The organism is Marvinbryantia formatexigens DSM 14469 (genome assembly GCF_025148285.1).
In the GTDB taxonomy this organism is placed as follows: domain Bacteria; phylum Bacillota; class Clostridia; order Lachnospirales; family Lachnospiraceae; genus Marvinbryantia; species Marvinbryantia formatexigens.
The window spans coordinates 1,939,228-1,962,937 of sequence record NZ_CP102268.1 but is presented as its reverse complement, the minus strand read 5'-3'; the positions used below and the strand labels follow the sequence as shown (position 1 = coordinate 1,962,937).

The following is a 23,710-nucleotide window of genomic DNA, read 5'->3' as shown; positions in this document are numbered from 1 at the left end:
ACGCAAAGCGGCATATATTATATATAGAAGAAACCGGTAGAGGAACCTGCATATGAAAACGGGAAAAATCAGACGGAGCCTGGGGCTGCTTTTATACGACAAACAAATAGGCAGCAAACAACTGTCTGCTGCCAGGAAATCCTTCCAGGAGGTTTCAAAAATATTACAGGGAGAGCGGGGGAAGAAATAGCCCCCGCTCGATTATTTGGTGTTGCGAACGAAAACTTTGGACGATGACGCTTGCGGATTGCGACGCGCTGTGCATTCCTGCAATCATTGCAGGGTTATATGACGTTTTTCCAGCCGGTATTCGAGGTACAGATTCAGCAGATAACGCAGAACCGCTACCACCGGAACACTGAGGAACATGCCGAGCACGCCTGCCAGGCTTCCGCCGACGGTGATGGAAATGATAATCCACAGGGGCTTTAAGCCCACTGTATCGCCGAGAATTTTCGGACCGAGGTACAGACCGTCAAACTGCTGCAGCAGGAAAATCAGCACCGCGAAGCCGAGCGCTGTCAGCGGGTCGATGATGAGCAGGATAATGACGCCGGGAACGGCTCCGATAAACGGTCCGAAGTACGGAATCATATTCGTAATGCCGACAATCACACTGATAAGCAGTGCGTACGGCATACTGAAAATGCTCATCAGTATAAAACAGAGAACGCCGATGATGGTCGAATCAATCGCTTTTCCCACAATAAAGTTTGTGAAGATGCTGTTGCATTCGGAAAGAATCTCCAGCGTTTTAGGAATATAATCCACCGGTACAAAGCAGTACAGTATCCGTTTCATGGAGCGCTTCAAATCCTTTTTGTCCGTCAGCATATAGACAGAAACAATAATGGCAATTACAAAATTTACCAGACCCTTTGCTATGGAAACGGACATATTGTAAACTGCAGGAATCAGACCGCTGACAAAGTTTTTCAGGGTATTGACGAAATCCGGCAGGATATCGTCGACAATTTTCTGAAGCTCGGAAACATCCGCGTTCGGAAAACGGTCCTGCAGATTATCAAAAAAATCATATGTCATTTCGTAGAGCTTTGGAATATTGGCAACAATCTCTGTGAGACTGACAACGACCTGCGGAACAATATAAAGGATACAGATTACGATAACGCCAAGCACCAGCAGATAGGCAAGGATGATAGCGGTAAATTTGCATACCTTCTGACTTTTGATCCGGCATGGACCGGAAAGCAGCTTTATCAGCCATTTAATCAGCGGATTCAGAATAAACGCAATCAGAGTACCCAGAAGAAACGGCATCAGAATATTTACAATGTCGTTTACGGTGCTTGATACCGCGTGCGGCGTCATTACGACGCGGACAATCAGCGCGCTGATAGCCACCACAATAAGTGCATAAATACATATCGTAAAATACTGGTCGTTCGCCAGAAATTTTTTCTGCTTTCCGCCAGTCTTCTTCGAAACCCCGTCGCTTACCGGTTTTTCCGGCGCCGGGCTCCCCTCAAATGAATCTTTCATGAAACACCTCCAGACCACATATAACCAGTATAAAAGGTTTTGGAAATACTTGCAAGACGTTCTGTCAATCTTCACAGAAAATTTAGAAACAGAGGGTAACAGGGCAGCCTGTGGCTTTCCGAAAAATTGTTGGTTTTGACTATGTTATCGGCAAAAAAGTTTGTCTGTTTTGACTATGACATGAAAAAAATGGGAATGTTAGAATATATAGGGTTAAGACAGAATTCATTTGAATTTATTGACGGAGGTGGAGCTTAATGTTAGAAAAAGCAGAAGAAAAAGCAATGGTCCAGTTTCTGGACCGGTTTGATGAGCACCCTTTCCGGCTTAAGTTCAGCGACAGCGAATATATGGTTGGCACTGGGGAGCCGGAATTTACAGTGTGCTTCAAAAAAGCAATTCCAGTAGCAGATTTACTGCGCAGCACATCGATTGCGCTCGGCGAGGCGTATATGGATGGAGACCTGGAGATTGAAGGAAACTTATATGAAGCGCTGGACTGCTTTCTGGGGCAGATGGGAAAGTTTTCAACAGATGAGAAAGCGCTGAAGAAAATCATACATTCTTCCGTTACCAAAAAGCAGCAGAAGCAGGAAGTGAGCAGCCATTACGATATTGGAAATGATTTCTACAGCTTATGGCTGGACAAAACCATGAGCTATTCCTGCGCGTACTTTAAAAATCCGGACGATTCTTTATATCAGGCGCAGAAAAACAAGGTGGATTATATTCTGCAAAAGCTTTATCTGAAGGAAGGAATGACACTTCTGGATATTGGCTGCGGTTGGGGATTTCTGCTGATTGAGGCGGCGAAAAAGTATAAAATCAAAGGGCTTGGAATTACCTTGAGCAACGAACAGTATGTGAAATTCCAGCAGACCATCAAAGACGAAGGGCTGGAGGATTATCTTGAGGTGAAGCTGATGGATTACCGCGATTTGCCGGGGCTGGGAAGGCAGTTTGACCGCGTGGTGAGCGTGGGAATGGTTGAGCATGTCGGAAGAGAAAACTATCAGCTTTTCAATGACTGCGTGAGCAGGGTGCTGAAAAATGGCGGACTGTATCTTTTGCATTTTATCAGCGCGTTAAAGGAGCATCCGGGCGATGCGTGGATTAAGAAATATATCTTTCCGGGCGGCATGGTGCCGAGCCTGCGCGAAATGCTCTCTTGTGCGGCGGAGGATAATTTCCATACGCTGGACGTGGAAAACCTGCGCCTGCATTATAACCGCACGCTGCTCTGCTGGGAGAAAAATTTCCGGGAGCACATCGACGAGGTGCGCCAGATGTTTGACGAGCGTTTTGTGCGCATGTGGGATTTATACCTCTCCGCCTGCGCCGCAACCTTCCACAACGGAATTATTGATATTCATCAGATTTTGTTTACAAAAGGGATTAATAATGAGCTGCCGATGACACGGTGGTTCTGATGGGCGGCTTCTGGCGATGCAAAAGCTGCCAAAGATAAGGGATGCAGTATAATCAGCAACAGCCCGGTCATGCAGCGCGCGTGGCCGGGCTGTTGCACATATTATGCGGGACGTCGACCTTGCCGGGTGTGCAAAGCGCACGGGATACACGGGATATCAACCGCCCGCATAGCAGGTATGCAGTAATTTCAGCCCGCCAGCGGAGCGAGAAAATGCATCATAAGATAGACAACTACAAAAGCGGCAAGAGCGACTGAAATCACCAGAATGACTTTCTGATAAGGATATTTTGCCTTTTCGCAGCGTTTTTCCAGCTCGCTCAGACCGCGCCCTTCCGAAAACGCGACAATCTCCTTGTAGGTTTGGATATCGTGGGCTTTTTTCTGCTTCTCAATCCGGTGTGCATAGAACATGGTAACGGCATAGATGCCTGCCCAGATGGCAATACCGGCAATGTGCAGGAACAGAAACAGCGGGGCTATGGACAATACGGTTATAAAAAGCAGAACGGCATAAATTTTTCCATCATTGTTCAGCCTCCGGATATCCTCCTCATTAATTTTTTCTTTCATTTCTTCTATATCTCCCTTCACAAGAATGTCCAGAGAAATGTTGAAGAGAGAACTCAGCAGTAAGAGACTTTTTACATCGGGGTAGTTTCTGCCGTTTTCCCAGTTGGAGATAGTCTGGCGCGTGACATATATTTTTTCCGCCAGCTCCTCCTGGGACATTTCCGATGCCAGTCTGTATTTTTTGATCTGCGTGCCGATTTCCATTTCACATTCCTCCTGGCTGCATTCTATAATACGGAGCATATAAATTCTATCAAAAGTGTTTTCCATTGCCGCTTTTGCGCTGTCAAAACTGTTTTGCATGGTGTATCAGCAGGGGCTCCGGCGGTTTTGCGCCGCCGATTGTGGAGAAAACGCGCCGTCAGCGTCCGGAGATACGTATTTATCCACGGAAACGGTTGAAGCACGCAAAGAGCTCCTGCGCCCGCGGAACGGCAAGACCGCAGGGTACATAGGAGCTGCAGAATGCCTGCCAGCCTTTTTCGCGGAGCGTATCCATAATAAGCTGTACGCTTTCCTGCACAGTTTTTTTGCCGTCTGATACCTGCTCCAGACCGAAGCGCAGCAGGTAAGCAAGCGCCGTCACCTGCTCGTTGTCGGTGAGCTGCTCCAGATAGCGCACGTTTACGGTCTCTTTGTCAAGCGAGAAGGATTCCAGCCCGGAGGACTTTACCTTCATGTGCTCGTATTTTCCGGCGGAAGCGCCGCCGCGTCCCGCATTACCGTGCCCGCCGCGGTGCGCATGCTCCGTGCGGCGGTATGCCGGAAGGATTCGGTGGAGGCGGATTTGCGGGGACTGCGCACCGGAAGACCCTGCGATCCGGGTACCGGCGCTTTTGGCATTTGCCGTCTGGGCAGTCAGTGTGCCGGCAGTCTGCGCATCACCAGAGCGTACGCCTGCAGAAATGGGAGCATCCAGACACAGCGCTTCCGGAAAATGGGGAGCCTGCGTTTCCGGCGCTTTGCGCTGCTCGCAGAGCGCTTTTACGGAAGCGGTGATATCGCGGGTATGGTAGCAGTCCATCTGCAGGATATGGTCGGCGATATAGAAAAATGCGCCGGAACTGCCCGCAACCATAATCGTGGAGACGCCGGTCTTTTTATAGAGGTCGCCCACGCGCTCAATAAAGGGCGTGATGGGCTCCTTTTTGCGGCTGATTACCTGCTGCATAAAATCATCGCGTACCATGAAATTGGTGGCGGAGGTATCTTCATCAATCAGAAAGAGACGCGCGCCCGCTTCGATGCTTTCCATGACGGCGGCAGCCTGCGAGGTGCTTCCGCTGGCGTCCTCCGTAGAAAAGACGGTGGTGTCCTTTCCGTTCGGCAAATCATTGATAAACAGCGAAATGTCAACATTGCGCACGCAGCGCCCGTCCTCGGCGCGCAGCTTTACGGCGGTATCGTCTGTGATGACATATTCCCTGCCGTCTCCGGCAATGTGATTGTAAATACCCGACTGGATTGCCTCAAGAAGGGTGGATTTTCCGTGATAGCCGCCTCCCACAATCAGTGTGATGCCCTGCGGGATCGCCATGCCGGTGATGCTTCCGCGATGCGGGAGCTGAAGCGTCTGCCGCATGGATTCCGGCGAGGCAAACGGCACGCAGTCCTTCATCGGAAGCTCGGAGATACCGCTTTTGCGCGGAAGAATAGAGCCGTCCGCCAGAAAAGCCACCAGTTTCTTCTGCTTTAAAAGGCTGCGGATTTCTTCCTGGTCCTCGGCAAGAAATACAGCCTGTTGTACCTTCTGCTTATCCAGTTTCTGAAAATAGAGACTGCTTTCCATGCAGCGGGGCAGAAACTCAAACAGGATTTTTTCCAGCTCGCCTGCGTTGATGGTGCGTCCGAAGGCGGGAAAGCCCACATGGAAGCGCACAATCAGCCTGTCCGCCGTTATCTGGCAGGCGCTGCGCTCCAGCACCTCCTGTCCGCAGCGGCTGATGGATAAAAGACCGCTTTTGCCGGAGCCCTTCGCTTTGAAATTAAAAGCCTCAAATTGTTTCGCGAGCTGTCGGGTGAGAAAGTCCTGCAGCGCGATGCGCATACAATCTTTTTTATAATATTCTCCGGGAAAACCGGCGCGCGCAAGCGGAATTTCCGCATGCAGGGCAGACGGCGACGCAAACGGGTCGCCCTGCACATGGTCGATGACCAGCGTGTACAGCGGGAACTGCCAGCTTCCGCCAAGAGATTTGTATGCCGGGTAGCTTTTGTGGTCGACAGAGCGCAGCAGAGTGCGCAAATCGTTTGATGATTTCATAATAATGTTCCTTTCTTATAGATGCTGATAATAAAATATGGCAAGCTGCGTGCGGTCGCGCAGGTTCAGCTTGTCCAGAATCGTGCTTAAATAATTGCGCACGGTACCTTCCCCCAGAAACAGTTTGTCCGCAATTTCGCGGTTGGAATATCCGTTGGCGACGGCTTTGATAATTTCAAATTCTTTCTGCCCAATCCCATATTTCTGATAGTCAAAGGGCTTTTTCTGCTGGAGAAGCTCCGGAACCCGGTGGATAATCTCGCTGCCGAAAACGGTCTGCCCGTTGCAGACCGCATGGATTGCCGGAAGGATACTGGCGTAATCCTGTTTCAGAAGATAGCCTCTGGTACCGGTCTTCAGAGCGCGGATGATGTACTCATCGTCAGAAAAGGTGGTCAGAAGCAGGATTTTTGCGTGGGGAAACTGCCGCAGAATTTCCGCGGAGGCGTCGATGCCGTCCATATCCTTCATGCGGATGTCCATCAGAAGAATATCCGGCTGCAGCCGGGCGTACAGTGCAACAGCCTCCCGTCCGCTGCTTCCGGTTCCGATGACCTTTATTTCTCCGTCTGTTTCCAGAATCGTTTTCAGGGCGGTGGTGACGAGCGCGTCGTCGTCAATCAGTAAAATGTTCATTTCGTGCTTATTCCTTTATGTGATGTTTTTTGGAATCGTAATAAAAACGCAGAAGCCGCGATTCCGGAAAATCTGCAGCGTTCCCTTAAGAGACGCCACCCGGCTCTGCATATTTATAAGACCGATGCCGCCGGCGCCGTATGCGTCTGTTTTACTGTTGCCGGTTCCATTGTCGGAAACAGACAGGCGGTAAAAGGCAGGATGCTCCTGCGCCAGAATGCGGGCGGCGGAGGCATTGCTGTGCCGGGAAATATTTACCAGAGCCTCTTTGACGACGGCGATAAAACAGTATTTTATATCTGCCGGGACATCGGCGGACATATCATATTGCAGGGATACCGGGCAGAAGGTGAAATCATCCGCCAGAGTGCGCAGCGAGCCCTCCAGGTTTATCGAGCGGTCGTGCAGGTCGTGGACGCTTTCCCGGATGCTGTTCATGGCGAGATTCAGCGTCTCATCGAGCTGGCAGAGCGGCACGGACAGCGTGTCGTTTTTATTGACGGTTTTCAGCGCGCCCACCATCAGAATGGAACGGGTGAGCATATGTCCGACATTGTCGTGGATTTCCCGCGCAATGCGGTTGCGCTCGTTAAGGGTCGCGGCATAAATTTCGTAATCCTGCTTTTCCAGAAGCGACTGGTTCTTCTCCTGCAAAAGCAGCTTTATCTCCGTATCATCGTCGCGCGTTTTGCGATAGACGGCGACCAGCGTTTCGTAAGAATCCGTTTTCCGGCGCAGCAGGATGGAAAGCAGACAGCCGGTGCCGGTAAAAAATAAAAGCGGCAGTCTGCGGAGAGGAACCGTCTGGAATATGAGCCCGGCAAGAGCTGCCGCTCCGGGAAGATACGCTGCCGCCCAGACCGGGACCCCGGAAAGATACGCCGCCGCGAAAGCCGCCGCAGCGCACCGGGGACGCCCGGCAGAGGGAGCGTTTTCCTGCCCGGCAGGTTCCTTATGAAAAGGATGCGCCAGGGATGGCTTCTCCTGCCACGGAAAATAGAACGTGTACAGAACCAGCGGCAGAAACCGGATGAGCGGCGCTGATAAAAACAGCGTTGCTGCATATCCGGCAGTGACGAGGCACCGCACCCGGAAATCCGGATATACATATAAAAACATGCTGATACTGACAGCCAGGAAAAAGGCGGCTATAAAGGCAGTATCCAGCGGTAAAAAAAGCAGGCTGCAGAAGCAGTACAGCAGCAGGACGCAGCAATCGGTCAGATAATTCATATGGGATACCTTTCTGCGGATGTCCGCACCCAAAGTGTAGCACATTTTCCGGTAAAGTTCCATCACATTCTTACGCTCCGGCAGGTGTCGTTAATGACAAATGTCATGTTAATTACTGACATCGGACACTTTTAAAACCGGCAGGATCCAGGTATGATAAAGATAGATGATTCTGATAACGGCTCCGGCTGCGCTGCGGCGAAATGCAGCTTCATCTGAACCATTATGGCTGTGATACAGCAGTGCAGCTTCATCTGCCGGAAAAGGGAGGTAAATATGATACATATTGAAAATCTGGTAAAACGATATGGAAATCTGGTGGCGCTGGACCACTTTAATCTGGACATCCGTGAGGGCGAGATTTTTGGTCTGCTCGGACCGAACGGTTCCGGAAAAACGACGGCAATCAACTGTCTGCTGGCGCTGCTGAAGTATGATAAGGGAACCATTACGGTATTCGGGGAGGAGATGCATCCCGACAGCTATGATTTGAAGCGGCAGATCGGGGTGGTCCCGCAGAATGTCGCGGTATTTGAGCAGATGACTGTCCTGGAAAACATCGATTATTTCTGTGGTCTGTATGTGAAGAACCGGGAAGAGCGGAAGCGTCTGACGGAGGAGGCGATTGCCTTCACCGGGCTGGAGGATTACCGGAAAATGTTTCCGAGAAAGCTTTCCGGAGGTCTGCTGCGCAGGCTGAACATCGCCTGCGGAATTGCGCACCAGCCGCGTCTGATTATTATGGATGAGCCGACGGTGGCGGTGGACCCCCAGAGCCGGAACCGGATTCTGGAGGGTATCCAGGAGCTGAATAGAAAGGGCGCGACGGTTATTTACACTTCCCATTATATGGAGGAGGTAGAGCAAATCTGCAGCCGCATCATGATTATGGATCACGGGCGCAGCATTGCGACGGGGACGGCCGAGGAACTGAAGCGCATGATTAAGACCGGAGAGACTATTATAATAGAAGGAATCGCTCTGACGGAAGCGCAGCTGGAGGAGATAAGGGGGCTGCCGCATGTGTTTGAGACGTACTATGATGAGAAAAACATGCTGACTGTGAAATGTACCAGTGCCCGGCATAACCTGGTGCGGCTTCTGAATTACCTGCAGGAGCAGGAGGTGGCGTTCGGCAGAGTGCTTTCGGAGCTGCCGACCTTAAACGATGTATTTCTGGAAATCACCGGAAAGGAACTAAGGGATTAGGGGGATGGATATGGGACGATTATATATCAGCAGTCTGAAACGGAATATCCGCAGCAAAGAGGAAATTTTCTGGTCGATTCTGTTTCCGCTGATTATGGCGACATTTTTTTATGTGACATTTGGCAGCGGAATTGATGTTGAGCAGATGCAGAAAATTCCGGTAGCGCTTGTCTCAGAAAACAATACTGCGTTTGAGACATTTCTTGACGCGCTGGACGGCGACCTGCTTGTTCTCACGGAAATGGAGGGCGCGCAGGCGGAGGAAGCGCTGAAAAACGGCGGGGTGAAGGGAATTTTTTACAGCAGAAAGGAGCCGGAGCTGACGGTTTCCGCTTCCAATATGAATGAGAGCATTCTGGAGGCGCTGCTGGAGGGGTATCTGGAAAATGAGCAGATGCTGACAGATATCGGGAAAAATAATCCGCTGAAGCTTCCGGCGGCGATTGCGGCAATGACGGATTACCGGGAAATGACGCAGTCTGTGAACATGCTTGGGGAGACGACGGACGATAATATAGCATACTTTTTTGCGCTGGTCGGAATGACCTGCCTGTTTGGAGGCTTTCTGGGAATGGTGGCCGCTATCGATATGCGCGCGGACCAGTCTCCGCTGGCGGCAAGAAGAAGCGCTGCTCCGGCGGACCGCCTGCAGATGCTTCTGGCGGAGACGCTGGCATGTTTTACGGTACAGTTTTTCTGTGTCTGCATTCTGCTTCTGTATATGTATGCACTTGGCATTTCCTTCGGGAAAAAATGGATACTTCTGCTGCCGGTCTGCGTGCTGGGGAGTCTGACCGGAGTGGCGTACGGAATGTTTCTCGGCGGAAGACGTATGGCGGAGGGCTTTAAGATTGCGATTCTGGTGGTTTCCTCTTTGCTGATGAGTTTTCTTGCCGGGCTGATGATGGGAAACATGAAGGATATCGTGGAGCATCACTGCCCTGTTATAAACCGCATCAATCCGGCGGCGCTGATTGCGGATGCGTTTTACAGCGTGTCGGTGTACGACAACCCGGCGAGGTACCGCACGAATCTGCTGCTTCTGGCGGCAATCACTGTGCTTCTGCTGGCGGCGGCATGGCTGACACTGAGGAGGGAACGCTATGAGAGTATTTAAGGGGTATGGAAATATCATAAAACGCAATATCGGCATCATGCTAATGTATGTCTGCATTTTTATAGGCATTTCCGTGGCGATTCAGAAAAGTCTCGGCGACACGGGCGTGACGGGGAATTTTGCGGCGGTAAAGCTGGCGGTGGCGGTGATTGACCGCGAGGGCGGCGCCCTGGGGGACACATTAAAAAGTTACATTCAGCGGGAGCAGAAGCTGGTGGAGATTGCGGATGATGAGCAGACCATACAGGAGGAGCTGTTTTACCGCAACATCAGTTATGTGCTGATTGTGCCGCAGGGAACGCAGGCGGCGTTTGAAAACGGTGAGGCTGCAGTACAGACAATAAAGGTGCCCGGATCTTCTACAGGATTTTATCTGGATGCCAAAATCAATTCCCTGCTGAACCAGATACGGGTTTACCAGACGGGCGGATTTTCCTTTGAAGAATCCTGTGAAAAGGCGCTGGCACTTTCGGAAAAGAAAGGACAGGTAACGCTGCTTGATATTAACGGAAACGGCGGGCAGCGGGCGGACTATAATTATTATTTTGCCTATCTTCCGTATGCAATGCTTACCGGAATTATTATGTGTTTAAGCTCTGTGGTCATGACGTTTAAGAAGAAAGAAATAAGGCGCCGCATGACCTGTTCGTCAGTGTCGCTGCTCAGACAGAATATGGCGGCAACCGCGTCCTTCCTGCTGGTGGGAATGGCAGTGTGGGGGATCTGCGTGGCGGTGCAGGCGGCTCTGTACCGGGGCGGCGCATTCACCTCGCCGAACTGCTTCTGGTATCTGCTGAACAGCCTTGCCTGCATGGTAGTGGCGATGACGCTGGCGTATCTCTGCGGAACAGTGGTAAACTCGGTAAATGCACTAAACGGTATCAATAATGTGGTATCTCTGGGACTCTGCTTTATCGGAGGTATCTTTGTTCCGATTGAAATGCTTGGCAATGGGGTGAAAATGGTTGCCGGTTTCACGCCGACATACTGGTACTCCAGGATTAACGGCATTCTGGGAGATTATGAGCATCTGACCGCAGAAATGCGGCAGAATATCCTGCAGGGGCTTGCAATCCAGCTTTTGTTTGCCGCAGCGTGCTTCTGCGTGACGCTGGCGGTCAGCAAAGCCCGGCAGCGGGAGTAAAGAACGCGGCTGATTCTGTCTGCAGTAATGCGCCGGCGTTTCTGCTGGCTCCATTTTCAGTAATGAGCCGGGAAATTTACTTGAGAATTTCAGAGCGGGGGCTTGCCCAAAACGGTCAATGCGGTTAAAATGAACCCAGAAGGGAGAACGGGACGGGATGGCAGAGATAATCAGACTTTGTAACCTCACAAAATACTATGGGAAGCACCGGGGCATCGAAAATCTGTCCCTGCAGGTGCAGGAGGGAGAAATTTTTGGATTTATCGGACCAAACGGCGCCGGAAAAAGCACGACTATCCGCAGTATGCTTGGGCTTTTGCAGCCGGATAGCGGGACGGCGGAGCTGTTTGGAAAATCCATACAGAAGGAAAAGACAGAGATTCTGCGCCGGGTGGGCTATCTGCCGTCGGAGCCTGCTTTTTACGGAGGCATGAGAGTGCGGGAGGCTCTGCAGTTTGCCGCCTCCTTTTACCGGCAGGACTGCCGCAGCGCCGCGGAAGCGCTCTGCGGGCGGCTTAAGCTGGATGCCGAAAAGCGCGTGCGGGAGCTTTCTCTGGGAAACCGGAAAAAGCTGAGTATCGTATGTGCGTTTCAGCACACGGCAAAGCTTTATGTGCTGGATGAGCCGACCAGCGGGCTTGACCCGCTGATGCAGAAGGAATTTTTTGCGCTTCTGCAGGAAAAGAACCGGGAGGGCGCCACGATTTTTCTGTCGTCGCATGTGCTCAGCGAGATACAGAAATATTGCAGCCGCGCGGCGGTGATACGGGACGGCAGCCTGGTGGTATGCGATGATGTGACAAACATCTGCAGCTCGGCGATGAAAAGGGTGACGATACATGGCGTGGAGGAAGTGGCAGGAATTGTGATGCGCAATCCGCAGAAGACGGGGGATGGCATATCATTTCTGTACAGCGGTCCGGCGCAGGAGCTGATCGCGGCTCTTCAGGGGCTGCCGGTGACGGATCTGACGATCACGGAGCCGCCGCTGGAGGATGTTTTTCTGCATTTTTATGATGCAAAGAATACTGCATCGGTGTGAAAAAGATGGAATATCCGGCAGGCGCTTTTGTAATGACGGAGGTGCCGGAGAGGGAGGATGGCATATGTTTTTGCTGAAACACGAATTGAAACAGGGATGGAAGGCGATGCTGCTCTGGAGCTTTGCGGTGGGGATTATGATTGTCTTCTGTCTGATGCTGTTCCCGGAACTGAAGGCACAGCTTGAGCCGATACGGGCAATGATACAGGGACTGGGCGGAATTGTTTCCATATTTGGCATGGACAGGCTGGATTATGGCGAGATTACCGGATTTTATGGGATATACGCCGGATTTATGCTCGGCATCGGCGGGATGTTTTACGCGGCAATTCTGGGATGCGGGATGCTTTCCAAAGAAGAGGAACAGCACACGGCAGAGACACTGCTTACGTATCCGGTCAGCAGAAGCAGCGTGTGCATCTGGAAGCTTGCGGCGGCTGCCGTTCTGCTTCTTTGCTTTAATGTGCTGGTTCTGCTTTTTGCGCTGGCGTCGTTTCCGGTTATCGGGGAATTTCCACAGTGGAAACCCTTCGCGCTCTATCATCTGGCACAGTTTGTCATGCAGCTTGAAATCGCCGGTATCTGCTTCGGAGTATCCGCGTTTCTGCGGAAAGGGGGCGGAACCATCGGGATGGCAATCGCATTTGTACTGTATTTTCTTGGAATAGCAGGAAATATTACAGAAAAAGCAGGTTTTGTCAGATATATCACGCCGTATGCTTATGCGGATGGGGCAGAGATTATTCCGCAGGCAGCGCTGGACGGCGGACTGGTTGCACTGGGGATAGTATATATGGCCGTGGGAATTATTGCCGGATTCTGGAAATATAAAAAGAAAGATATATTATAGCAGGAAATAGATTCCAAAAACACAAAAAGACAAGCATACTATGTAAATATTGTAACAAAATAATTTTATAAAACACTTGAAAAAGCAGAAAAATGTGTTATAATAATTATGACATGAAGAAATGTGAGTAAAAAGTCTACAGAATTCCAAACGAAAAACCGGAGAGTGGCGGCTCTCCGGTTTTTCTGTTACTTAGGTTGGTTACCGTTAATTTTGCCATCCAGCCATTTGCAGATGAGATGACATATCACACCTGCCGCAACAGCAATTATGTAAAATCGGCATATTCAGCCCGCGTTACTTTCACGAAGTCCTGCGGGGCAAGCTTTATAGTTGCGCCGATTTTTCCGCCGCTCACATAAATCTGGTCGAAATTTTGGGCGCATTCCTGCAGGAATACCGGAAACTGCTTTTTCATGCCGATAGCTGTGCAGCCGCCGCGCACGTAGCCGGTGATGGGCGTGATGTCCTTTACATGTATCATTTCCATAGATTTTTCGCCAGCCGCTTTTGCCGCTTTCTTTAAATCGACTTCCTCTGCGATTGGCAGGACAAAAACGTAGTACGCCCTGCTTTTTCCCTGGGCGACAAGCGTCTTAAAGGAAGCCTCCACCGGAGCGCCGGTCAGCGCCGCCGTGTGCAGACCATCAATAAACTCGTCGCATTCGTAGGTGAGCAGCTCATACGGAACCTTATTTTTTTCCAGAATGCGCATGGCATTCGTCTTAACCTCTTTTGCCATAAAATATCCCCCTTAAAATATCAAAAAGCCTGCCGGCATCTGCGCAGAACAAATATGAGATGCCGGGCGGGACGGTTGCATTAAACGACCATCAGGAGCGTTCCGGCGCCAATCAGTACGCAGCCGATGAGTGATTTTGCGGTAAATTCCTCGTGCAGAAACAGAAAAGCGAGTATCAGCGTGATGACGACGCTCAGCTTGTCAATGGGGACAACCTTGGATGCATCGCCAATCTGCAGGGCGTAATAATAGCAGAGCCAGGAAGCGCCTGTCGCGAGCCCGGACAGAATAAGGAAAATCCAGCTTTTTCTGCTGATTGTGGCAAGACCGCCCTGGGCATGTGTAAGAAAAACCATTCCCCATGCCATGATGACCACCACGACGGTACGGATTGCCGTTGCAAGATTTGAATTTACGCCGTCAATGCCGACCTTGGCAAGGATAGAAGTAAGCGCGGCAAAAACAGCAGACAGTAACGCAAATAATAACCACATAAATTTCGCCTCCATAAAAATCGTTATCATTTTGCTGTATGGCTATTATATACCCAATCTGCACTTCTGTCATTATTTTCCGGCATTAAATGTGAGCAGCTTAAATTTCATCATTTTTTTAGAGAATTTCCACGGAATGTATGATAAAATGATTATATATGTCCGTCGTATGCCTTTCAGATGGCAGTTTTTTGCGGACAGCAGACAGATACCGCTGCAGATGGGACGGCGGCAGGGAAGACAGAAAGGAACCGGAGTATGGAAAATTTTGTACAACTGAAAAATGTATCGAAGGTCTACAAAATGGGCGAGGTGGAAATCCGCGCGGTGGACGGCATAGAGTTTTCCATATCCAAAGGAGAATTTGTCGTGATTGTCGGACCGAGCGGCGCCGGGAAAACGACGGTGCTGAATATCCTGGGCGGGATGGATACAGCCACGAAGGGGCAGGTGCTGGTGGACGGCGAGGATATCGCAAAATATTCGCCGCGCAGGCTGACCGGCTACCGGCGGGATGATATCGGGTTCGTGTTCCAGTTTTATAATCTGATTCCCAATCTTACCGCGCTGGAGAATGTGGAGCTGGCGCTGCAGATTTGCAAGCACCCGTTAAAGGCGCAGGATGTGCTGGAGGAAGTGGGTCTGGGGAACCGGCTGAAAAACTTTCCGGCGCAGCTTTCCGGCGGCGAGCAGCAGCGCGTGTCGATTGCGCGCGCGCTGGCGAAGAACCCAAAGCTTCTGCTCTGCGATGAGCCGACCGGCGCGCTGGATTACCAGACCGGAAAGGCGATTCTCAAATTATTGCAGGATATGTGCCGGGAAAAGGGCATGACCGTGATCGTTATCACGCACAACTCGGCGATCGCGCCGATGGCGGACCGCGTGATTCAGATTAAAAACGGAAAGGTTGCGCAGATGCGGATGAACGAAGCGCCGATGTCTGTGGCAGATATTGAGTGGTAAGATAAAAGCGTCCGTACCGGTTGCAGACACCGGTTGTCTGCGGTACAGGACGTGATGATAAAACGGCAGGATAGCGGGGAGTTTTTATGAAAAAGAGGGCACTTAGAAAAGATTTTTATATGGAAATCCGCAAAAGCCTCAACCGTTTCCTTTCCATTTTGCTCATTGTGGCGCTTGGCGTGGCTTTTTATTCGGGGATTCAGTCGGCGGCGCCCGATATGCGGTATTCCGGCGATGAATATTTTGATGAGCACAGACTGATGGATTTAAAGGTAATCGGAACGCTCGGACTGACGGAGGACGACATAGAGGCGTTGTCGCAGGTGGACGGGGTAGCCGCGGTGGAGCCGGGCTATATGACTGACGTGCTCTGCGGCGAGGAGATACAGAGCGCACTGCGCCTGGAATCCATTTCGCCGACTATGAATCAGCTTACGGCAACCGAGGGCAGGCTTCCGGAAAAAGCCGGGGAGTGCTTTGTCGATATAGAATTTCTGGATGAATGCGGGTATGAAATCGGAGATAATATCACATTTTATCTGGAGAGCGAGGATGATGAGCTGCCGCTGAAGAGGGATACGTTTACGATTGTGGGCGCAGGCAGCAGTCCGCTTTACATAGCTTTCAGCCGCGGAAATACCACGCTTGGAACCGGAGAGCTTTCCGGGGCGGCGTACATTCTGCCGGAGGATTTTGATTACGAGGTTTATACACAGGCTTACATAGAGGTGAGTGGCGCGCGCGATTTGACGGCGTACACCGATGCCTACGATACTCTGATCGCGAAGGTGATGGACAGCGTGGAGGAAATCGAGGGCGCACGGTGTGAGATCCGTTACCAGGAGGTTATGGACGAGGCGGAGCAGAAGCTTGCCGACGCCAGACAGGAGCTGGAGGACGGCAGAGCAGAGGGCGAAAGCGAGCTGGCGGAGGCGGAAAGCGAGATTGCCGATGCAGAAAAGGAACTGGAGGATGGCAGAAAAGAGCTGGAGGATGCCAGGCAGGAGCTTGCCGACGGGGAAAAAGAAATAGAGGACGGGGAAAAAGAGCTTCAGGACAGCAAAGAGACGCTGGAAGAGAAGGCGCAGGAGCTGGAGGACGGAAAAGCGCAGCTTGCGGATGGCTGGGCTCAGCTTCAAAGCGGAAAAAATGAACTGGCGTCCCAGGAGGCTTCCTTTAATAAGCAGTACAAATCAGCCATGAAGGAAATCACGTCCGGAGAGCAGCAGCTCGCCGATGCAAAGAAGCAGCTTGCGGCGGGCAGGGAAGAATACGAAGCGGGACTTGCGCAGTATGAAGAGGGCAGGGCACAGTATGAGGCGGGCGAGCAGCAGTATGCAGCAGGGCTGGCCGAGCTGGAGACGCAGGAAGCAGCGTGGCCCGGACAGAAGCAGGAGCTGGAGGCGCAGCGGGCGGAGCTTGCGAAGAACCAGACTGCCCTGGAGGCGGCGCTGCCGCAGATGAATACACAGCTGTCTGAGCTGCAGACGCAGCAGGCGGAAGCACAGGCGCAGAGGGACAGCCTGCAGAGCCAGCTTGATACGCTGAATGGTCAGATTTCTTCTCTGCAGCAGACAGAAAGCGCTCTGCAGGCGGAGAAGAGCAGTCTGCAGGAGCAGATCACCTCTCTGAACAGCCAGATTGACAGCAGTAATGCGTCTATCAGTGAGCTGAATACGAGACTTGCGTCGCTGGACGGGGAAATTTCGTCTCTTACCGGTCGGCGTGATTCTCTGAATGCGCAGATTGCGGAAGAAAAGGGAAAGGAAACGCCGGATACAGATAAGATTGCTTCTCTGGAAGCGGAGCTTTCCGGCGTACAGCAGAGTCTGGACAGTAAGACTTCCCAGCGCGCAGACGCGCAGAGCAGCCTGGATAGCGCCAGTATGCAGCTTTCCCAGGCGCAGAGCAGTCTGGCGGGAGCGCAGAGCCGTCTGGAAGCGATACCGTCCGAGCTCTCGGCGGTGCAGGCAAATCTGGCGCAGTGCCAGGCTGGCGCCGGACCGCTGACGGAAGGAATTGCGCAGGCGGACGCCGGGCTGACGCAGATAAATGACGGAGTAGCCGCGCTGCAGGCGGAGATTACCACGCAGACCGGCAATCTGGAGCAGGTGAAGGCGGGCATCGCGCAGATTGACAGCGGCATTTCGCAGGCGGAGAGCGGGTTTGCGGCGGGCAGACAGCAGCTTGCTGAGAGCCGCGCGCAGCTTGACGCGGCAAAGCAGCAGCTCGATGAGACGCTTCCGCAGTTAAATGCGGCAAAGGAAGAGATAGAATCCGGCGAAGAAGAAATAGCGGCAAATGAGCAGAAGCTGAAAAGCGCACGCAGGCAGCTTGCGGACGGCAGGGCACAGATTGCCAGTGCAAAGCAGACCATTGCTGCGAATGAGCAGACGCTGATTGATTCGCAGGCGCAGATAGAGGACGGTGAGAGACAGCTCGCGGATGGCAGGCAGCAGATAGCGGACGCGGAAAAAGAGATAGAAGATGCAAAGCAGGAGCTTGAGGACGGGAAAAAGGAAATCGCGGATGCGGAAAAAGAGTTAGCCGACGGAGAGCAGGAGCTCGCAGACGGGAAAAAAGAATACGAGGACGGCAAAAAGGAATTTGAGGAAGAAATCGCGGACGCAGAGCAGAAAATCGCCGATGCGGAAGAAGAAATTGCCGATATAAAAACGCCGGAGTGGACCGTCAGCGACCGCGGTGACCTGCCGGATAATATTGGCTATGGGGAAAATGCTGACCGTATGCGGAACCTTGGACAGGTATTTCCGGTGTTGTTTTTCCTGGTAGCCGCGCTCATCAGCCTGACGACGATGACGCGTATGGTGGAGGAGGAGCGCACACAGATTGGTACCTTAAAAGCGCTCGGCTACAGCAAAATGGCGATTGCGGCAAAGTATCTTTCGTATGCGCTGATTGCGACACTTGGAGGCAGTGTGCTTGGAATACTGCTTGGAGAAAAGTTTTTGCCGTATGTCATTGTAACGGCATACAGGATTATGTATCAGCATATGTCGAATATCGTGCTTCCTTATAATATGAAATATGCGCTGATCGCGACGGGAGCGGCGCTGTTTTCCACGATGTTTGCCACTCTTGCCGCCTGCTACCGCACGCTGGCGGACACGCCGGCGGTGTTGATGCGCCCGCCTGCACCGAAGGAAGGAAAGCGCGTGCTGCTGGAGAAAATTCCGTTCCTCTGGAAGCATTTAAGTTTTTCCTGGAAATCCACGGTGCGCAATCTTTTCCGCTATAAGAAGCGGTTCTTTATGACGATTTTCGGAATCGGCGGTTGTATGGCGCTGATGATCGTGGGCTACGGTCTGCGCGATTCGATTATGGATATCGCGAATCTGCAGTACAGGGAGCTGCAGATTTATGACGGCATGGTGATTCTGGACACGGATGAGCCTGAGGAAGAACAGGAGGCGCTGGAGACGGCGGTTGCGCAGGATACGCGGGTGGAGGATTACACAAGGGCGATGATGCGCAAGGACATCGTGCGGATTGGCGAGAAAAACTGGGATTTGTATCTGATGGTGCCGGAGGATATAGAGAGCTTCCAGCAATTTGTGAATTTCCGCGACCGCAACACCGGCGAGGAATATGAGCTGACGGATGAGGGCGCGATTATCACGGAAAAAATTGCCACGGAGCTGAACCTGAAGGCGGGCGATACCGTTGCGATAGAGAACGACGATTACGGGACGGTAGAGGTGCCGGTGGCGGCGGTTACGGAGAATTACCTCAGCCATTATATTTATATCTCACCGGCGCTGTATGAGAAGTGCTACGGGGAAGAGCCGCAGTACGACCAGATTCTTTTCCGCTCGGTGGAGAAGGACACGGAAACAATCACGCAGATGGGCGAGGATTTTATGACGTATAAGGCAGCGCTGAGTATCAGCTACACGGAAACGCTGATGGAGCAGGTCACCAATATGCTGTCGGCGCTGGATTCGGTCATTGTGGTGCTGATTATTTCGGCGGGACTGCTGGCGTTTGTGGTGCTTTATAATCTGAACAACATCAACATCAACGAGCGCAAGCGGGAGCTTGCCACCATCAAGGTGCTCGGTTTTTATGACGGCGAGGTGGACGCCTATGTATACCGTGAAAATGTCCTTCTGACGCTCATCGGTATTTTTGTCGGCGTCGGGCTGGGAATAGTGCTGCACCGGTTTGTCATTGTTACGGTGGAAGTGGATTACTGCATGTTCGGACGGAACATAAACCTGCCAAGCTTTCTGGTTTCGGCGGCATTTACCGTTGTGTTCTCGGCGTTTGTGAACTTCATCATGCACTTTAAGCTCAAAAAGATTGATATGGTGGAAAGCCTGAAGAGCGTGGAGTAAGTGTGGCGCGGTCGGAATGTTCTGCAGGCTGCGGCACGCCGCATCCGGGCGGGAGACGGCAGGAGAATGAACGGCGGCGGACTTTGCGGGTGCGCCGCCGGATAATATGTATGGGAAACTAAGGGAGAATGCTATGGGAAGGATTCCGCAGGAATTTCTGGATAAAATGAAAAAGCTGCTCGGCAGCCAGTACGGGGCGTTTCTGGCTTCCTACGACCAGCCGCGCCAGTATGGGCTGCGCGTAAATACGGGGAAGATATCTGTGGAGGAATTTGAGCGTCTTGCGCCGTTTCATCTGAAGAAAATTCCCTGGGTGAAAAACGGTTATTTTTATGAAGAGCAGGATGCGCCTGCCAGACATCCGTTTTATTATGCGGGACTTTATTATCTGCAGGAGCCGAGCGCGATGACGCCGGCGTCTGTCCTGCCGGTTCATCCGGGCGACCGTGTGCTGGATCTCTGCGCGGCGCCGGGAGGAAAGGCGACAGAGCTGGGCGCAAAGCTTCGCGGGGAGGGACTGCTGGTGGCAAATGATATCAGCGCTTCCCGTGCGAAAGCGCTTCTGAAAAATATTGAGGTATTTGGTATTTCCAATGCGTTTGTGACAAATGAGGTTCCGGCGAAGCTGGCGGAGCAGTTCCCAGAGTTTTTTGATAAGATTCTGGTGGACGCACCCTGTTCGGGAGAGGGAATGTTCCGCAAGGACCCGGCGGCAGCGGGGGCGTGGGATGTTAAAAAATCATTTGCCTGCGCAAAGCAGCAGAAGGAGATCATTCTCCGCGCCGCGCAGATGCTTGCGCCGGGCGGTCTGCTTTTGTATTCCACCTGCACGTTTTCTCCGGAGGAAAATGAGCAGGTCATTGCATACCTGCTTGATAAGCGCGATGATATGGAGCTGCTGGAGATTCCGCAGTATGAGGGCTTTTCGCCGGGAATCCCGGCTGCGGCAAGGGCAGACTGGATAGAGGCGGATGACGGGCTGATGGAAGCGGACGCTTTGGTTGCTTTGGCAGAGAAAAAATGGGCTGCAGCAGGCAGATTCACGAATCAGCACGGGGAGGAGCCAGATCTGGCAGAAGATAGATATGCGGAATTAAAAAAATGTGTGCGCATCTTCCCGCACAAAATGCAGGGCGAGGGACATTTCCTGGCGCTGCTTCACAGAAAAAATCCGGCGGATGGGGAAATGACGCACGGAGAAGCCGGGCTGATGGCAGAGAGGAGAGCGGCGGCCGGAGAAATGGCAGAGCGATGGGCGCTGCACGGAAAAACGGCACACGGGGAAGCCGGGCTGACGGCAGAACGGCGGAGCGGCAGGCAGAAAACTTTGCAGAATAGTACGCGGACAAAAGCGGCATCTGCGGAAAAAGCAGAGCTGCAGGTACTAATGGATTTTCTGCGGGATGTTTCTATGCCGATGGACGTATCGCGACTGGAAGTCCGCAAGGGGCAGGCATATTACGCGCCGGAGGCGACCAGAGAAAACAGAGGGCTTGTTTTCCTGCGCAACGGGCTATATTTGGGAGAGGTGAAAAAAGACCGTTTTGAGCCAAGTCAGTCTTTTGCGATGGCGCTGAAGGGCACAGAATATAATGCGGTAATCAGTCTGGACTACCGCGATGAGCGGGTAATCAGATACCTGAAGGGAGAAACCATAGACGTGGATGATATAGCAAAGAGCGGCGGACGGGGCTGGCGGCTGGTCTGTGTAAACGGCTATCCTCTTGGGTGGGGAAAGCTGGCTGGCGGCGTCTTGAAAAATAAGTATCATTCCGGCTGGCGGATGAAATATTAGGCGGGACCGGCACTGGCTCAGTCCGGTTTTTTTGCCTTACTGTAAAAATTGTGAGAAGCTGATACAGGGCTGTGAGAAATGGCGTGAAAGAAATGCCGTTTTTCGCAGCTCCTTTTTGTCTCAGCGCGTGTTTTTTACCTGCATTTTACTTTCCGGTGGTAGTGGATTTTACAAAGGCTTTGCTAGAATAACAGCACAGGAATCAAAATAATGCGGGAGGTCTGGCTGGTTATGAGAAATCATTATGAGGAACAGCTGAAGAAACTGAATGAGTATGTTGCGGAAATGGGCGAGCTGATTGAAAAGGCGATCAGTGACGCTCTGGACGCACTGATGCATAAAGATATTGAAGAAGCAAAAAATACGATTAACTACGACAATCAGATTGACCATATGGAGCGGGAGATAGAAGGGCTCTGTCTGAATCTGCTGCTTTCGCAGCAGCCGGTAGCGACCGATCTGCGTATGGTTTCGGCGGCGCTGAAAATGGTTACGGATATGGAACGCATCGGCGACCATGCCGCTGACATTTCGGAAATTACACTGGTGCTTGCAAAGAACGGATATCCGGACAGCCTTGCCCAGATCCAGAAAATGGCGGAGGAAACCATGAAGATGGTAAATAAGAGCGTGGAGGCATATCTCGATGAGGATATGCAGAAAGCGTCCGAAGTAATCCGGCAGGACGATGTTGTAGACAATTATTTTATACAGGTGAAAACGGATATTATCCGGCAGATTAACGAAAATATCCAGAACGGCGAGCAGGCGGCGGACGTGCTGATGATTGCGAAATATCTGGAGCGTATCGGCGACCATGCAACCAATATCGCGGAATGGGTGCTTTTCTACCTGACCGGGGAGCATCCGGATGTCGCTGAATAAGACAAAATGGCGGGCAGAAATGCCGCCAGAGATTTCCGGAAGGAGGAAGAAAACATGACAGGAAAATTGTATGAGCTGTTTCACACAAAATATCATATGTCTCAAAGCGGGGCGGGAAGGCTTACCGCCTTTGCCGGGATGACGGCAGGTGCCGCGGCGGGCGCGCTTCTTGGTTGTCTTCCGGTGCTTCCGGCGGAGCCGCTGACCCTGGCAGCAGGCGGGCTGCTGCTTGGGTTTGCAGTGGTTGGAATGGGGCTGCTGAACGTGCGGGAATAACGCACGTCCAGTGGCTTTTTTATTTACCTTTTTAGTAAAATTTTAGTAAAATCTATTGCGTTTTCCAGCATACTTGCTATAATGAAGTTAAGGCTGAAGGATGCCTTACGGATTGCACCGCGTTTCACGCTCCCGCAATCCTGGTATCGTATAAATACGTAGAAGAAAATGTCGGAAAAGGAGGAAAGGATTTGTGGCAACGATTAAGGAAGTAGCGGAGCTTGCCGGAGTGTCTCTGACGACGGTGTCGCGCGTGCTGAGCCGTGACGACAGTCTTTCGGTGACGCAGGAGGTCCGGATGAGGATATTCCGCGCGGCCAACCGGCTGCATTACGTGCCTCCCAGACAGAGAAAAGACGCCGCTGTGAAAAAGCAGCTTGTTATCGGTGTGGCGGACTGGCAGATTATCCGTCCGGACCGTCCGAATGTGCGTCTTTCGTCGCTGGCATGTATGCTGCAGCTTATGACAAATGAATACGAAGTATCCTTTGTGCGCCTTACCTTCGGAAAGGAGCAGGCGGTGGACGGTATCATCGCGTTCGGACTGCTCAGAGAAGAAGAAATTTCGTTTCTGCTCTCGCTCACGCAGGCGGTGGTGTTTGTAAATTCCAACCAGCGCACTTATGAGAACGACCAGGTGCAGGTAGATTTTGCGCGCGGGCAGGAAATGATGGTGGAATACCTTGCCGATTACAAGCGGTACGCCAGCATCGGCTATATCGGTGGTTGTTATGAGTGCGGAGAGGTAAAAATCGGTACGCACCGTCTGGAAGGACTGAAAAAGATTCTGAAAAGCAGGGATATGTACGACGAAAAGCTGTTCCATGTCGGAGAAATCAGCCGGGAAAGCGGCTATGCGCTGGCAAAGCGGGCGGCAGAGGAAGGCACGCTCGCGGAGGCAATTCTTCTTGGCAGCGATGAAGTGGCGGAGGGCGCGCTGGAGGCGTTTACGGAGCTGGGGCTGCGTATTCCAAAGGATGTCGCCGTTATTATTTATCAGGATATCCAGACGCTGGAGAGCAAATGGCAGACCGGAACCTGCCTAGAAATGCTTCCGGATTATGTGTGGGAAAATGCGCTGGAAATGCTGATTGGCAGAGTGGAGCAGAAGCGCACGCAGGCGGTGACGGTGATAGTGCCGGCGCATCTGCGCATTGGCGATACCGCGTAGCGGTTGCAGGGGGAAATCACGTTACTG

General features: G+C 52.0%; 19 protein-coding genes. 12 read left to right on the top strand and 7 right to left on the bottom strand.

The genetic code is table 11. The features are described 5' to 3' along the window. Window positions 1-273: 273 nt before the first annotated feature. Window positions 274-1,503: an AI-2E family transporter gene (locus tag NQ534_RS09385; protein WP_006863095.1), complete on the bottom strand. Its 1,230-nt coding sequence runs from the start codon at window positions 1,501-1,503 to the stop codon at window positions 274-276. A gap of 257 nt (window positions 1,504-1,760) precedes the next feature. Here NQ534_RS09385 and NQ534_RS09380 point away from each other — a divergent pair, with 257 nt between their 5' ends. After that, the gene (locus NQ534_RS09380; protein WP_006863096.1) at window positions 1,761-2,933 is read left to right on the top strand and encodes an SAM-dependent methyltransferase; all 1,173 of its coding nucleotides are present in this window, start codon (window positions 1,761-1,763) and stop codon (window positions 2,931-2,933) included. Between the two features lie 188 nt (window positions 2,934-3,121). Here NQ534_RS09380 and NQ534_RS09375 read toward each other — a convergent pair whose 3' ends face one another. The 4 genes from NQ534_RS09375 to NQ534_RS09360 form a co-directional block, all read right to left on the bottom strand. Then, complete coding sequence (locus NQ534_RS09375; RefSeq protein WP_040784343.1) at window positions 3,122-3,709, bottom strand: helix-turn-helix domain-containing protein; 588 nt, start codon at window positions 3,707-3,709, stop codon at window positions 3,122-3,124. Between the two features lie 178 nt (window positions 3,710-3,887). After that, window positions 3,888-5,768 (bottom strand): ABC-ATPase domain-containing protein, encoded by a 1,881-nt coding sequence (locus NQ534_RS09370; protein ID WP_006863098.1) that lies wholly within the window; start codon window positions 5,766-5,768, stop codon window positions 3,888-3,890. A gap of 15 nt (window positions 5,769-5,783) precedes the next feature. Next, window positions 5,784-6,404 carry a response regulator transcription factor gene (locus tag NQ534_RS09365; protein WP_006863099.1) on the bottom strand — a complete coding sequence of 207 codons (621 nt, stop codon included), beginning with the start codon at window positions 6,402-6,404 and terminating at the stop codon, window positions 5,784-5,786. 15 nt (window positions 6,405-6,419) lie between these two features. Next, a complete protein-coding gene (locus NQ534_RS09360) occupies window positions 6,420-7,700 on the bottom strand; it encodes a sensor histidine kinase (RefSeq protein WP_006863100.1) in 1,281 nt (426 codons plus the stop codon). 213 nt (window positions 7,701-7,913) lie between these two features. Here NQ534_RS09360 and NQ534_RS09355 point away from each other — a divergent pair, with 213 nt between their 5' ends. From NQ534_RS09355 to NQ534_RS09335, 5 genes are all read left to right on the top strand, one after another. Then, on the top strand, window positions 7,914-8,846 hold the full coding sequence (locus NQ534_RS09355; protein ID WP_040784292.1) for an ABC transporter ATP-binding protein: 933 nt from the start codon (window positions 7,914-7,916) through the stop codon (window positions 8,844-8,846). A 10-nt stretch (window positions 8,847-8,856) separates the two neighbouring features. Next, window positions 8,857-9,963: an ABC transporter permease gene (locus NQ534_RS09350; protein ID WP_050778343.1), complete on the top strand. Its 1,107-nt coding sequence runs from the start codon at window positions 8,857-8,859 to the stop codon at window positions 9,961-9,963. Next, a complete protein-coding gene (locus NQ534_RS09345; protein ID WP_006863104.1) occupies window positions 9,950-11,107 on the top strand; it encodes an ABC transporter permease in 1,158 nt (385 codons plus the stop codon). The genes NQ534_RS09350 and NQ534_RS09345 overlap by 14 nt, the downstream gene beginning before the upstream one ends. Window positions 11,108-11,264: 157 nt before the next feature. Next, window positions 11,265-12,149, top strand: coding sequence for an ABC transporter ATP-binding protein (locus tag NQ534_RS09340; protein ID WP_006863105.1), 885 nt, complete (start codon window positions 11,265-11,267; stop codon window positions 12,147-12,149). Between the two features lie 64 nt (window positions 12,150-12,213). Then, window positions 12,214-12,999 carry a DUF2705 family protein gene (locus tag NQ534_RS09335; protein ID WP_040784295.1) on the top strand — a complete coding sequence of 262 codons (786 nt, stop codon included), beginning with the start codon at window positions 12,214-12,216 and terminating at the stop codon, window positions 12,997-12,999. Between the two features lie 268 nt (window positions 13,000-13,267). Here NQ534_RS09335 and ybaK read toward each other — a convergent pair whose 3' ends face one another. Together ybaK and NQ534_RS09325 are read right to left on the bottom strand one after the other, a co-directional pair. Beyond that, window positions 13,268-13,741, bottom strand: coding sequence for a Cys-tRNA(Pro) deacylase (ybaK, locus tag NQ534_RS09330; RefSeq protein ID WP_006863107.1), 474 nt, complete (start codon window positions 13,739-13,741; stop codon window positions 13,268-13,270). 80 nt (window positions 13,742-13,821) lie between these two features. Further along, entirely contained in the window at window positions 13,822-14,235 is a 414-nt protein-coding gene (locus NQ534_RS09325; protein WP_040784350.1) for an EamA family transporter, read from the bottom strand. A gap of 258 nt (window positions 14,236-14,493) precedes the next feature. On the opposite strand from NQ534_RS09325, the gene NQ534_RS09320 reads away from it, so the two are divergent. The 6 genes from NQ534_RS09320 (at window position 14,494) to NQ534_RS09295 (ending at window position 23,683) form a co-directional block, all read left to right on the top strand. Next, window positions 14,494-15,198: an ABC transporter ATP-binding protein gene (locus NQ534_RS09320; protein ID WP_040784300.1), complete on the top strand. Its 705-nt coding sequence runs from the start codon at window positions 14,494-14,496 to the stop codon at window positions 15,196-15,198. A gap of 86 nt (window positions 15,199-15,284) precedes the next feature. Then, window positions 15,285-19,556: an ABC transporter permease gene (locus tag NQ534_RS09315; RefSeq protein ID WP_006863111.1), complete on the top strand. Its 4,272-nt coding sequence runs from the start codon at window positions 15,285-15,287 to the stop codon at window positions 19,554-19,556. A 133-nt stretch (window positions 19,557-19,689) separates the two neighbouring features. Next, the gene (locus NQ534_RS09310; protein WP_040784302.1) at window positions 19,690-21,351 is read left to right on the top strand and encodes an RsmB/NOP family class I SAM-dependent RNA methyltransferase; all 1,662 of its coding nucleotides are present in this window, start codon (window positions 19,690-19,692) and stop codon (window positions 21,349-21,351) included. Window positions 21,352-21,582: 231 nt separating this feature from the next. Beyond that, window positions 21,583-22,236 carry a phosphate signaling complex protein PhoU gene (phoU, locus tag NQ534_RS09305; RefSeq protein ID WP_040784354.1) on the top strand — a complete coding sequence of 218 codons (654 nt, stop codon included), beginning with the start codon at window positions 21,583-21,585 and terminating at the stop codon, window positions 22,234-22,236. Window positions 22,237-22,290: 54 nt separating this feature from the next. Further along, window positions 22,291-22,512: a hypothetical protein gene (locus NQ534_RS09300; protein ID WP_143115804.1), complete on the top strand. Its 222-nt coding sequence runs from the start codon at window positions 22,291-22,293 to the stop codon at window positions 22,510-22,512. Between the two features lie 193 nt (window positions 22,513-22,705). Beyond that, entirely contained in the window at window positions 22,706-23,683 is a 978-nt protein-coding gene (locus NQ534_RS09295) for a LacI family DNA-binding transcriptional regulator (RefSeq protein WP_006863116.1), read from the top strand. The last annotated feature ends 27 nt before the right edge of the window (window positions 23,684-23,710 follow it).